Below are 12,852 nucleotides of genomic sequence, written 5' to 3'. Positions count from 1 at the left end.
AGAGCAGGTTCTTTCATTTTCTTAAAAGCAAAGCCCTTTTATGGTATACTACGAGAGAATCTATTTTTAAAGGAGGAGCCTCATGGCAGAGAAAGAAACATTTTATATTACAACGCCGATTTATTATCCAAGTGGCAAACTGCACATTGGGAATTCTTATACAACGATTGCCTGTGATGCGATTGCACGCTACAAACGCATGATGGGTTTTGATGTGTTTTATTTGACAGGAGTCGATGAACACGGACAAAAAATTGAAAAGAAAGCCGATGAACTTGGCGTAGAACCACAGGAATACGTAGACAAGATGGCGACGGACATCAAAAAATTATGGAAGACGCTCGATATCAGCTACGATAAATTCATCCGTACGACGGATGGGTACCATCAAGCAGCGGTCAAAAAGATTTTTGACCAGTTATTGGAGCAAGGCGATATTTATCTTGGGGAATACGAAGGCTGGTATTCTGTTTCGGATGAAGAATATTTCACAGAAACACAACTGGAAGAAGTATACCGTGATGAAGAAGGCAATGTGATCGGTGGGAAAGCACCAAGTGGACATGAAGTAGAATTGGTTCGTGAAGAGTCTTATTTCTTCCGTATGAGTAAGTATGCGGATCGTTTATTGGACTATTACGAAGAGCACCCTGAATTTATTCAGCCTGAATCGCGTAAAAATGAAATGATCAACAATTTCATCAAACCGGGCTTGGAAGATTTAGCTGTTTCACGGACGACCTTTAAATGGGGAATCCCTGTCAATGCGAATCCTGAACACGTGGTGTATGTATGGATCGATGCATTATCAAACTATATCACTGCTTTAGGATACGGCTCTGATGATGACAGTTTGTTCCAAAAATATTGGCCGGCAGATGTGCAAATGGTCGGAAAAGAAATCGTTCGTTTCCATACGATCTATTGGCCAATCATGTTGATGGCGCTTGAATTGCCATTGCCAAAAAAAATCTATGGCCACGGCTGGTTGATGATGAAAGACGGCAAAATGTCGAAATCAAAAGGAAATGTCGTATATCCAGAAATGTTGGTAGAGCGTTACGGATTGGATGCCGTTCGTTACTACCTATTAAGAGCGATCCCGTTTGGTTCAGATGGTGTATTTACGCCAGAGGATTTTGTTGCTCGAGTGAATTATGACTTGGCGAATGACTTAGGAAACTTGTTGAATCGTACAGTGGCGATGATCAATAAATATTGTGACGGAATGGTTCCTGCCTATAAATCATTGGTGACAGATTTTGACAGCGAATTATCCACGACTGCAGCCAATGTTGTTAGCCGCTACCGTGAATCAATGGACAAAATGGAATTCAACAATGCCCTAGCAGAAGTGTGGACGCTGGTTTCTCGTGCGAACAAGTACATTGATGAAACAGAGCCATGGGTCTTAGCAAAAGACGAAGAGCGCAAAGCGGAATTAGACAGCGTAATGGTTCACTTAGCAGAAAGTCTGCGCATCGTAGCTATTCTGTTGCAGCCAATCATGACACAAACGCCTAAACGAATTTTTGAACAGCTAGGATTAAACTCGGAACAGATGAACCTAGAAACAATTCATTTTGGCGAATTCCCAGAAGAGACAAAAGTAACACCGAAAGGCAAACCAATCTTCCCGCGTCTAGATATGGAGGAAGAAACAGCCTATATCAAAGAAAAAATGTCTGAAGGCAGTCAGCCGGAGGAAGAAAAAATCAAATGGGACCCAGAAGAAACGGAATTGGTCTCTGTGAAAGATAAAGACATCAAGTTTGATGTTTTCGACAAGGTCGAATTAAAAGTGGCGGAAGTCATGGCATGCAAAAAAGTCGAAGGTGCAGACAAATTGCTGCAATTCCGCTTGGATGCAGGGGACAATCAAGACCGTCAAATCTTATCTGGAATTGCGGAATATTATGCTGACCCAGAATCTCTAGTTGGGAAAAAGCTGATCATTGTAGCGAATCTTAAGCCACGTAAAATGCGTGGAGAGATCAGTCAAGGAATGATTCTTTCAGCGGAAGCGCCAGATGGTACATTGAAGGTAGTTGAAGCACCTGAAGAGATGCCTAATGGGGCAATTGTCGGATAAAAGCAATAGACTGTAAGCTCTCGAATTTTCGAGAGCTTTTTTTAATGATTTTTTGAAGAATCGAGGTATACTCGAGGTGAGTATTTGAAGGGAGGCATGTTCATGCCGCTAGTCGCAATTTTGATTGATATACTAACAATGGGAGGGTATTTTATCCAACTGAATCATGGTGGACCTTTGTTATACTTAGCAGGGTTGGTTTTTCAGACTGTGATGACGGTTTTATTACTGATTCTTATGATCGGTTACCATGGAAAAAGGCATACCGGGTATCGCCCAGAAGGGTATTCTTACCTGACGATCCGTTATGGGATCATCGTCCTTTCCTTCATTATTAATGGCCTTGTATTATTTTTATATGGGTTGAATTATTTTGGTGCAAACGATGTTATTTTTTCAGCTTTTTAAATGTTTTGAAAAAGAAGACAAGCAGTTTTTCTTGCTGAAAATAAACGGGAAAATGATTTAAGAATTATATAATGTTTTATTTGGCTATTTTCGTTTTGATTGTAGTTGTGCTATAGTTGTTTTATACGAAAGATATTTTTATGCGACACTTTAACTCATTTTGATGAAATTTAATCAAACTGGCGTAACTATAGGGTTACAAGGATGTATTAGAAGGATTTGGGAATACATCGTTTAAACGAGAAATAGTTAATTTTTAGTAATAGTCAACACCCTCAACTTTAGAATAATGAATATTGATTAGTTAGATAGCCCGCTCATGATTGAGCGGGCTATCGTTCATTTTAGGAGCGTCTCAACGCGATCTATTTTTATTGAAGGGATCAAAAAAAGGACTAGAAATAGTCTAGTCCTTTACCGATTATGCGTGTAGTACTTCAATGATTTTTTCGTTGAAGTCTGGAAGATCATCGGGTGTGCGGCTCGTAACGAGTTTGTTATCAACCACTACAGCCTCATCTTTAACGATAGCGCCAGCGTAACCGACATCTGGACGAACCGTTGTATAGGCAGTCATTGTACGACCTTTTGTCAAACCTGTTTGGATAAATAATTGTGGGCCGTGACAAATCGCAAAGAGTGGTTCTTCTTTGTCTAAGAAGTAGGTAACGAAAGCGACAAAGCGTGAATCGCCGCGTAATTGGTCGGGAGAGAATCCACCAGGGATCAATAGCGCATCGAAGTCTTCTGGTTTTACTTCATCGATTCCTTTGTCGCTTTTGAAGGTAGTTCCTTTTTTACCTGTAATTTCTTGATTGGCTTCGAAGCTGATAATAGTGACTTCATTGCCGTCTTTTTCTAGTGCTTCTTTCGGAGAGGATAGTTCAACATCCTCTACTAAATCTGTAACGATCGCTGCAATTTTCTTGGTCATTGAAATGCCATCCTTTCTTTTTTAAGTACTCTTTTACCCTAAAGGATATCCAAGCAGAATTCAATTAATCTGTTCGAGGATTTGTCTAACGCCTGTTTGCAGGTGTAAAATGAAGACGAGGGAGTGACGCGTATGATTATTGGGATCGTGATTTTATTGCTGGGGATTTGGCAGCTATGGATGACCGTGCGGACATTTAAAAATATAAAAAAGGAAGGAAACGAAAATACGTCTCCTTTCATTATGTTAAGTTTGTGGGGCAGCATCGTGATGGTCGTGATATTTTTATCTTTGGCGATCAACCTTTTAAGCGGTGCTTTCTAAGCGCATAAAGGAACGAGGATTTACAGCTTTTTGTACTGGAGACAGGCTAATAGGCGTTCACAAAATACAAGGCGAATAAAATTATTTTTGTAAAAACTATTGACAGCGCTTTCTCTGTTTGTTAAGCTAATTTTGAATTAAATAGACCAAATGATGGATAGTGATTGTTTAAATACAAGCTAAACCTGATGACGTATTCGATGTTATTTGTCGTGCGCTCATTGGGTTTTTTTGTTGCTCAAAAATAGGAAGGAGGATCTTAAAAAAACAAAATTGAGTTTGACAGCGGTCACAAATATATCTATCATTTTAAGTGAAAGAGATCGTGGAAAAGAGCTTGAGTAGCGAATGTCACAGAACGGGGGAGCATTGGATGCAGATTCGAAAAATTTTGAATAACAATGTGGTAATTACAACGAATCAAAAAAATAACGAAATCGTTGTAATGGGGCGTGGTCTAGCCTTTCAGAAAAAAGTGGGGGATGAGATAGCGGAGGACGCGATCGATAAAACCTACCATCTTGCCAACAATGAATTGTCCCATAAATTCCAAGAGCTTTTAGAGGATATGCCAATTGCCTATGTAGAAATCGCCAATGACATTATTGACGAAGCAAAAGTCACATTGAAGAATCCATTGAATGACTCGCTCTACATTTCCATAACTGATCATTTATATGCAGCGATCCAGCGCGTCAAAGAAGGTGTTCGCGTCCGTAATCTTTTATTGTGGGACGTTAAACGGTTCTTTCCTGATGAATTTTCAGTAGGGGTAGACGCGGTAAAGAGAATCAAAAAGAAGTTCGGTATTGATCTAGGGGAAGATGAAGCAGGAAACATTGCGTTGCATCTAGTCAATGCGCAAACGGAAAACGATAATGATGATGCCTTTTTAATGACAGAGATGATGCAGGAAATCATACAAATCACAAGCTATTATTTTAAAGTTCAACTGGATGAAGAATCTGTCTATTTTTATCGTTTTACGACGCATCTGCGCTTTTTTGCCTCACGGATCATGAATCAACGGCAAGTTGCTGATGAGACAGACGATGAGCTGCTTTTGATCATTCAGAGAAAATATCAAAATGCCTACAAATGTGTAGGGAAGATCGCGGATTTTATTTTAGAAAAGTATCAATACGAAATGACGAACGATGAGAAATTGTATTTAACGATCCACATCGCACGGTTAGTGCAAAAAGTGACGCAATAAAAAACACTGCGCTTGTTTAACAGGAAATACCCGGGTGCTGTTAGACAGGCAGACAGGATGACTACAAATTAGGAGGAAATAGAAGTGGGAAAATATCGTGAATTAGCGGAAAAAATCGTCGAAAATGTTGGCGGCAAAGACAATATCAACAGCTTAACGCATTGTATCACGCGTTTACGTTTTAAATTAAAGGATGAGAGCAAAGCAAACGACGATGTATTGAAAAATATGGATGGTGTTGTAACGATCATGCATAGTGCTGGTCAATATCAAGTCGTTATCGGCAATCATGTTGGACAAGTCTATGAAGACGTCGTGGATATGACAGGACTTGGCGGCGAAAGCAGCGCACCAGTCGAAGCGTCAGGTAGTCTTTTTGACCGATTGATCGATGTGATCAGCGGAATTTTCCAACCATTTTTAGGCGCATTAAGTGCTGGCGGGATGATCAAAGGGCTGAATGCTTTATTAGTAGCAGCAAGCGTACTGACTCCTGAAAGCGGTACCTATATTGTGCTGAATGCCATCGGTGACGCGATCTTCATGTTCTTGCCAATCGCAGTAGCAGTTGCAGCCGCGAAGAAATTCGGCGTGAATCAATATGTAGGTCTGGTGATTGGTGGTGCGTTGTGTTATCCGGCAATCCAATTGTCCACGTTGACTGGAGGCGGCGATGTCCAACCTCTGTACACGTTATTTTCCGGCAGTATGTTTGAAAGTCCGGTCTATATGACCTTTATGGGACTGCCTTTTGTAGCGAATGATTATACAAGCAGTGTTATCCCATCGATCTTGATCGTCTGGATGGCGAGCAAGTTGCAACGACCATTACGCAAAGTGATTCCAGAAGTGATCCAAAACTTCTTCGTACCCTTTTTCTTATTGTTGATCGCGTTGCCGATCGGCTTTTTGGTAATCGGTCCAGTCATTACGATCTTGACGAATATGTTAGCAACTGGGTTCGACAGCTTATTGGCATTCTCTCCGATCTTGTTCGGTTTGATCGTTGGTTTCTTCTGGCAAGTATTAGTAATGTTCGGTCTGCATTGGAGCTTGATTCCGATTGCGATCTTGCAACTGGGAACAATGGGCTATTCTACAGCGTTGACAGGAATGTTTGGTGCCAGCTTTGCACAAACAGCGGCAGTTGCTGCAATGTACTTCCGTTTGAAGAATCCAAAAGAAAAAGCATTGGTCGTACCAGCAGTTATTTCAGGGATCTGCGGAGTTACTGAACCGGCTATTTACGGTCTGTCTCTTCCTAAGAAAAAACCATTTATCTATTCAATGATCGGTGGGGCAGTATCTGGGGCTTTCATGACAGCGATGAATGTTCGTTCATATGTAATGGGCGGTTTGGGCGTCTTTGGTATTCCAAGTTATATCAATCAGCAAACAGGCGATACATCTGGAGCGATCTACTCAGTAATTTCCATTGTTATTGCCGCTGTGATTGGTTTTGCATTGACACTGTTCTTCTGGAAAGATGATACAGTCGTTGCGGAAGTCGAAGAAGGACAAAAGGCGATGGAAGTTCGCAAAGAAATTGTCACTGCTCCTGTAACAGGCACAATGATGCCTTTGTCAACAGCTAAAGATCAAGCATTTGCACAAGGTGTTTTAGGTAAAGGCGTTGTGATCCATCCAACAGTTGGTGAAGTCGTTGCCCCATTTGACGGCACAGTAATGACGATGTTCCCGACAAAACACGCGATTGGGCTAGTATCAGATAATGGTTTAGAATTATTGATTCATATTGGTTTAGACACGGTTCAATTAGACGGTCAATTCTTTGAATCTTTCGTTGAACAAGGAGCAAAAGTGAAACGCGGCGACAAATTGGTGACCTTCGACATCAAAGCGATCGAAGAAGCTGGTTACAGTGTCGAGACACCAGTTATCGTGACGAATTCAGCAGATTACTTAGATATTATTGAATCTGATCAGAAGAAAGATATTTGTAACGAGGATGAATTATTAACGGTGTTGGTTTAAACAGAAAAAAATGGAATGTGTTTGTTCACATTCCATTTTTTATGGAGTTGATTAATTGGGGCGGAAGGATTCGGTAAAGCGAACCATTGATTCAGGAGACTCCGCCATAATCGCTGAACTGGTTTTGCGTTTATCCGCAAGCTCTCCGATTTCAATCAGATGATTCAGGTTTTTTTGATAATCCTCAGCGAAAATGCAGCTATACAAAACATCCAACAAGTAGCAAATCGATGAATTGATGGTAAAATTGGCGATTTTTGAATAGAGCCGTTCTCTAGTAGTCATGCGCAGCGTCGCATGGCTAAGAGAAGTCAGCGTATTTTCCCCGATACTGGTCAGCGCGATAAAGGGAACCTGTTGTTTCCGCAAAATGCGGGCGATCTGCAAGATAAAGTTATTTTCTCCCGTGTAGGAAATCAAGATCGCGCAAGTATCTGGTTGGCTGTTGAAGGCTTCATAGGCATCCTCGCCCATTGTCTGGCTGGTAACGACGTTTCTTTGGATGCGGCGCATTTTTAAAGCGAAATCCTGTGAGATCAGTAAATTGGCATTGCTGCCGAAAATCTTGATTTGACTGGCGTTAAGCAAAAGCTGTTTGGCTTTTTGCAGGTCATCGTGATTTAGCAGACTGAGTGTATCGTCAATGGTCGTGCGTTCTAAAGAAGCGATCTTGTTAGCGATCGTCATCAATCCTTCATTTGATTGGAAAGGAAAATTCGCATCGACATCGTCAAAGTACGTTTGCAGATACGTTTGTTCTGCAAGGAATTCTGTTCGTAATTCTAGCCAACCTTGATACCCTAATTTTTTGGCTACGCGGATCAACGTCGAAGGATGGACATAATTGGCTTCCGCAATTTCTTTGATAGTCATGGGTTCGATCGCTGTACCTTTGTCCAAGATGTAGGCGACTAAGGCGGACTCAGCATTAGAAAAGTCCGTTTGCTTCATTTTTTCTGATAGTAACATGTGCGTACCTCCATCCGTTTACGTTTATTATAAATTATTCGTAAATAGATTTGTGGATTAAATGAGAAAAAACGAGAAATATTCCATCGGTATTTACAAAATAAACCGTTTACAATCATCGATTTGTAAATATGGATGGAACAAATTGTAAACGCATTGAATTCAAATTTTACATCATAGATAATTAGAATGTAAATAAAACAGAAGGAGTCGATTGAATGGCAGCAGGAGTAAAGATCGCTACAATTGGTGGCGGAAGTAGTTATACACCGGAATTAATGGAAGGTTTTATCAAACGTTATGATGAATTACCAGTGCGCGAGATCTGGTTAGTCGATATTGAAGCGGGACGGGAAAAAGTTGAGATCGTTGGAGCAATGGCGCAACGGATGTGGGATGCTTCTCCTTATGATGTGAAAGTCCACATTACGTTGGACCGTGAAGAAGCCTTGAAAGATGCCGATTTTGTGACGACACAATTCCGTGTAGGCTTGTTAGAGGCTCGGATCAAAGATGAGCGTATTCCAGCGTATTACGGCATGCTTGGTCAAGAAACGAATGGTGCTGGCGGCATGTTCAAAGCTTTTCGGACAGTCCCGATCATTTTAGATATCGTAGAGGATATGAAACGTCTCTGTCCTGATGCGTGGTTGATCAACTTTGCAAATCCAAGCGGTATGGTGACGGAAGCTGTCGTTCGTTATGGAAAATGGGATAAAGTCATCGGCTTATGTAATGTACCGGTGATGGCGCAGATGATCGAACCTGAAATGCTAGGAAAACAACCAGATGAATTGATTTATAAATTTGCTGGGTTGAACCACTTCCATTGGCATAAAGTGGCCGATACCCACGGGAAAAACGTGACACAAGAGATCATTAATAAAATGTATGAAGGCGATGAAACTGGGATGCCGAAAAACATTCATGACATTCCGTTCCCAAGAGAGATCCTGGAACAAATGCAAATGATCCCTTGCGGCTACCACCATTATTATTACCAAGAAGAAGAAACATTGGCACATGCGTTGGAAGAATACAAAACAATCGGTACGCGTGCCCAGCAAGTGAAGAAGACGGAAACAGAATTGTTCGAATTATACAAAGATCCAAACTTGGATTACAAACCTGAACAATTGGGCCAACGTGGCGGCGCGTATTATTCTGATGCAGCTTGTGAATCGATCGCGTCTATCTATTCAAATAAAAATACGCAATTGGTCGTTTCTACGAAAAATGATGGCGCAGTGCCCGATCTTCCGGCAGACTGTGTTGTTGAAGTTTCCGCGTATATCGGCGGACAAGGAGCGCGTAACGTGGCCTTTGGCAAATTGCCTACAGCAGAACGCGGCTGGCTGCAAGTCATGAAAGCAATGGAATTATTGACGATCGAAGCAGCAGTAACTGGGGACTACAACACTGCATTGCAAGCATTTACCATCAACCCAATGGTGCGTTCTGGTAAAACAGCGCAACGAATCATGGACGAATTATTCATCGCACATAAAGATCATTTGCCGAACTTCAAAGAAACCATCGAACGTCTAGAAAAAGAAGGCATCGAAGTTCAGGACGAAGTGGCACGTGAATTAGATTTAGAAAAAGTAAAATAGAAAGCAGGAATGAAGCAATGGGATTTAGAAAAGACTTTTTATGGGGCGGCGCGACCGCTGCGAATCAATGTGAAGGCGGCTATAACGAAGGCGGACGCGGATTGGCAAACGTCGATTTGGCACCCGTTGGAAAAGATCGTTTCGGCGTGATCGCTGGCAAAACGAAAATGTTTGATTTTGATGACGAACACTTTTATCCAGCAAAAGAAGCCATCGATATGTACCACCATTGGAAAGAGGACATCGCCTTATTTGCTGAAATGGGCTTCAAGACCTATCGTTTATCTTTAGCATGGAGTCGGATCTTCCCGAAAGGCGACGAAAAAGAGCCGAATGAAGAAGGCTTGAAATTCTATGAAGACATTTTCAAGGAATGTAAAAAATATGGCATCGAACCGCTGGTAACGATCACGCATTTTGACTGCCCGATGCATCTGGTAGAAAAATATGGCGCATGGCGCAGCCGTGAATTGGTCGGTTTCTATGAAAACTTGTGTAATGCTATCTTTACTCGCTACAAAGGATTGGTAAAATATTGGCTGACCTTCAACGAAATCAATATGATCTTGCATGCGCCGTTTATGGGGGCAGGTCTGTACTTTGAAGAAGGCGAAAATGTGGAGCAGGTGAAATACCAAGCGGCCCATCATGAGTTGGTTGCCTCTGCAATCGCAACGAAGATCGCCCATGAAGTCGATCCTGAAAACCAAGTTGGCTGTATGCTGGCGGCAGGTTCATACTATCCTTATACACCAAAACCAGAAGATGTCTGGGAAGGTCGTCAAGAAGAACGTCAAAACTACTTCTTTATTGATGTGCAATCTCGGGGAGAATACCCTGCTTATGCGCTGAAGGAAATGGCACGTAAGGGGATCGACGTGAAGATGGAAGAAGGCGACGCAGAGTTGCTGAAAGCACATACAGTCGACTTTATCTCCTTCTCTTACTACTCTTCTCGTGTTGCTACGACAGACCCAGAATTGTTGGAGCAAACAGCCGGAAATATCTTTGCTTCAGTGAAGAATCCTTATTTGGAATCAAGTGAATGGGGCTGGCAAATTGATCCATTGGGCTTACGTATCACTATGAATGACCTGTATGACCGTTACCAAAAACCATTGTTCATCGTCGAAAATGGGTTAGGTGCAGTGGATACTCCTGATGAGAATGGGTATGTAGTGGATGATTACCGCATCGATTATTTAGCGAAGCATATCGAAGCGATGAGAGACGCGGTTGATTTAGACGGTGTCGATCTCCTAGGCTACACGACTTGGGGCTGTATTGACTTGGTGTCGGCTGGAACCGGTGAAATGAAGAAACGCTATGGCTTCATTTACGTAGACCGCGACAACGAAGGCAACGGCACATTGAAACGCAGCAAGAAGAAATCCTTCGACTGGTACAAAAAAGTGATTGAAACCAACGGAGATGACTTAAGTAATTAATTCAGAAAAGAGATCTGCTGCGTGCAGGTCTCTTTTTTTGTCGAAAAATGTTTTTTTACTTTTTACTTGTTCTTAATTGTTATTCGATTTATTATTTTCATAGAGAATCATTTTCGGTAAATGTGATTTTGTGCAATGATCAAAAGAATCAGTTGAGGTGTCAGTAGTTAACTGGATCAGGAGGGGGTCATTATGGATTTTAGATCTATTTTAGGAACAAGTGATACTAGGCGGTTGGAACTGGTAGAAAAGCTTTATTACCGCAGGGATGGGCTGTCCAGTGATGAATTACTGAGTGAACTGAATTGTTCACTGCCGATTTTGCTGAATGACATCGATTTGATCAACGAGCAGCACTCTTATTATCTGATTAACAAAGTGAAGGGGCTGTACCGCTTAGAGATCGATCCAAAGGTAAATTTGGGCAATATCTATGCAGACACCTTGAATCGAAGCTCAGAATTTCAAATCATCGAAGAATTATTATACGAGCGTTGCGACAGCATCACGTCGCTGTCCAAAAAATTGTATTTAAGTACTTCGAACACACAACGGGCGTTGAAAAAAATTGAGAAGGCTTTGTCAGAGGCTGGGATGGAGCTTTGTTACCGTCCGCTGCGGATCGAAGGGCGAGAAGGAGAGATTCGCTCCTTTTATTTTCGGTTTTACAGTGAACGGCAGAATATGTTTGAAAGTACGCTGCCTAATTTAACGGCGGTGCAATACGATGTGATCAACAACTATGTTCAAGAGTTCGTCGAGGCGAATGATATTTGGCGGAAATATGTTTTCCAGAAATATTTGGTGTACAACATTTATATCAGCTTATGGAGGATAAAAAACAACCACCCGTTTCCAAAGGAAGAGCTGCGAACGAAGGGAATCAAATTGCCTTTTGGGGATTCGTATAAGGAACTAAAAAAAGTCGTCAGAGAAATCGTGGCGATGGACCTTCGTCCGTTTATTTTACAAGATTGTTTGTGGCCGACTTTTTCAGATTCGATCGTATTCAGTATTCCTCATCGGGAGTTGGCGATGACGGACAATCCGAAATATCAGGAGCTGTTCATGCGGCATTATGAGCTGGTTCAGGACTATGACAAAATGTTAGGTTACCGCTTTTCTAAACAGGATAAGATCGATTTGACGACCGTTTTGTGCAATGATTTTTATTTGTATGATCCAGAGGGACAATTCATCGGGGTATTGTGGCGGAATCGTGCAGATTTCCTGATGGAAGTGGATAAGATCTACAGCCGCGGGTTCAATAAAGTCCGTCGATTAGTGGAACGGTTCGTAGAGAAATACCAGATGTTTCAAGAGAATGATTTCGTTAAAAATTACAACTACCTGCTGATCACCATGGTCACCCATAGTATGGAATGGCTCGCCGAGCAAGACTATGCCTTGAAGGTATTGCTGCTATCGGATTTGTCGCCGACAGAGGAAGGATTTTTGGCGAAGCAGATCAAGGAGTATGTCTTTGGAAATATCTCGATCGTTCATTTTGAACAATTGTCTGTAGGGACGGCCCAGCTGTTGGATGAATTGAGGCGCTATGATTGCTTGATCACCACAGGCTCTTCGGAAGGAATCCCAGAAGATTATCCGGTCGTCGTGATTGATCCCTTTTTGACGACTCAAAGCACGCGGCTGATTCAAAAAATGATCGGTGAAATTGCTGAAAAAAAAGATGCAGAATTGGCAAATAAATAACAGAATAATAGAATTGTTTATTAGAAAATCAACGGAAAAATTACCTCCGTTGATTTTTTTGTTTTAAAACTATTCACTGGATTAGAAAAAAAGTAAAAAAAAAAATACTCTTTCTTTTTAACAAAAAGAAGAAATAA

10 protein-coding genes are annotated in these 12,852 nt (G+C 41.5%); 8 read left to right on the top strand and 2 right to left on the bottom strand.

Annotated features, from left to right (window positions below; translation table 11 throughout):
* Positions 1 to 82 precede the first annotated feature (82 nt).
* Both metG and A5868_RS12755 read left to right on the top strand, forming a co-directional pair.
* On the top strand, positions 83 to 2,092 hold the full coding sequence (gene metG / locus A5868_RS12760; protein ID WP_086303247.1) for a methionine--tRNA ligase: 2,010 nt from the start codon (positions 83 to 85) through the stop codon (positions 2,090 to 2,092).
* A gap of 102 nt (positions 2,093 to 2,194) precedes the next feature.
* Entirely contained in the window at positions 2,195 to 2,500 is a 306-nt protein-coding gene (locus tag A5868_RS12755) for a hypothetical protein (protein ID WP_086303248.1), read from the top strand.
* 421 nt (positions 2,501 to 2,921) lie between these two features.
* Here the strand turns inward: A5868_RS12755 and A5868_RS12750 are convergent, their stop codons facing one another.
* Complete coding sequence (locus A5868_RS12750; protein WP_010779685.1) at positions 2,922 to 3,434, bottom strand: type 1 glutamine amidotransferase domain-containing protein; 513 nt, start codon at positions 3,432 to 3,434, stop codon at positions 2,922 to 2,924.
* 132 nt (positions 3,435 to 3,566) lie between these two features.
* Here A5868_RS12750 and A5868_RS12745 point away from each other — a divergent pair, with 132 nt between their 5' ends.
* From A5868_RS12745 to A5868_RS12735, 3 genes are all read left to right on the top strand, one after another.
* Positions 3,567 to 3,758, top strand: a complete 192-nt coding sequence (locus A5868_RS12745) for a hypothetical protein (RefSeq protein ID WP_086303249.1) — start codon at positions 3,567 to 3,569, stop codon at positions 3,756 to 3,758.
* 373 nt (positions 3,759 to 4,131) lie between these two features.
* Positions 4,132 to 4,974: a BglG family transcription antiterminator LicT gene (licT, locus tag A5868_RS12740; protein WP_010779687.1), complete on the top strand. Its 843-nt coding sequence runs from the start codon at positions 4,132 to 4,134 to the stop codon at positions 4,972 to 4,974.
* A gap of 84 nt (positions 4,975 to 5,058) precedes the next feature.
* On the top strand, positions 5,059 to 6,969 hold the full coding sequence (locus A5868_RS12735) for a beta-glucoside-specific PTS transporter subunit IIABC (RefSeq protein ID WP_086303250.1): 1,911 nt from the start codon (positions 5,059 to 5,061) through the stop codon (positions 6,967 to 6,969).
* 51 nt (positions 6,970 to 7,020) lie between these two features.
* Here the strand turns inward: A5868_RS12735 and A5868_RS12730 are convergent, their stop codons facing one another.
* Positions 7,021 to 7,938 (bottom strand): MurR/RpiR family transcriptional regulator, encoded by a 918-nt coding sequence (locus A5868_RS12730; RefSeq protein ID WP_086303251.1) that lies wholly within the window; start codon positions 7,936 to 7,938, stop codon positions 7,021 to 7,023.
* A gap of 218 nt (positions 7,939 to 8,156) precedes the next feature.
* Between A5868_RS12730 and A5868_RS12725 the strand changes: the two genes are divergently transcribed.
* The 3 genes from A5868_RS12725 to A5868_RS12715 all read left to right on the top strand — a co-directional run bounded on the left by A5868_RS12725 (position 8,157) and on the right by A5868_RS12715 (position 12,715).
* The gene (locus A5868_RS12725) at positions 8,157 to 9,551 is read left to right on the top strand and encodes a 6-phospho-beta-glucosidase (protein WP_086303252.1); all 1,395 of its coding nucleotides are present in this window, start codon (positions 8,157 to 8,159) and stop codon (positions 9,549 to 9,551) included.
* Between the two features lie 17 nt (positions 9,552 to 9,568).
* The gene (locus tag A5868_RS12720; protein ID WP_086303253.1) at positions 9,569 to 10,999 is read left to right on the top strand and encodes a 6-phospho-beta-glucosidase; all 1,431 of its coding nucleotides are present in this window, start codon (positions 9,569 to 9,571) and stop codon (positions 10,997 to 10,999) included.
* Positions 11,000 to 11,191: 192 nt separating this feature from the next.
* A complete protein-coding gene (locus A5868_RS12715) occupies positions 11,192 to 12,715 on the top strand; it encodes a helix-turn-helix domain-containing protein (RefSeq protein WP_086303254.1) in 1,524 nt (507 codons plus the stop codon).
* The last annotated feature ends 137 nt before the right edge of the window (positions 12,716 to 12,852 follow it).

Origin of the sequence: Enterococcus sp. 12F9_DIV0723, from assembly GCF_002174375.1 — a bacterium.
Lineage (GTDB): Bacteria > Bacillota > Bacilli > Lactobacillales > Enterococcaceae > Enterococcus_A > Enterococcus_A gilvus.
Note: the sequence above shows the minus strand (reverse complement) of the source record. Positions and strands in the feature narration are given on the sequence as shown.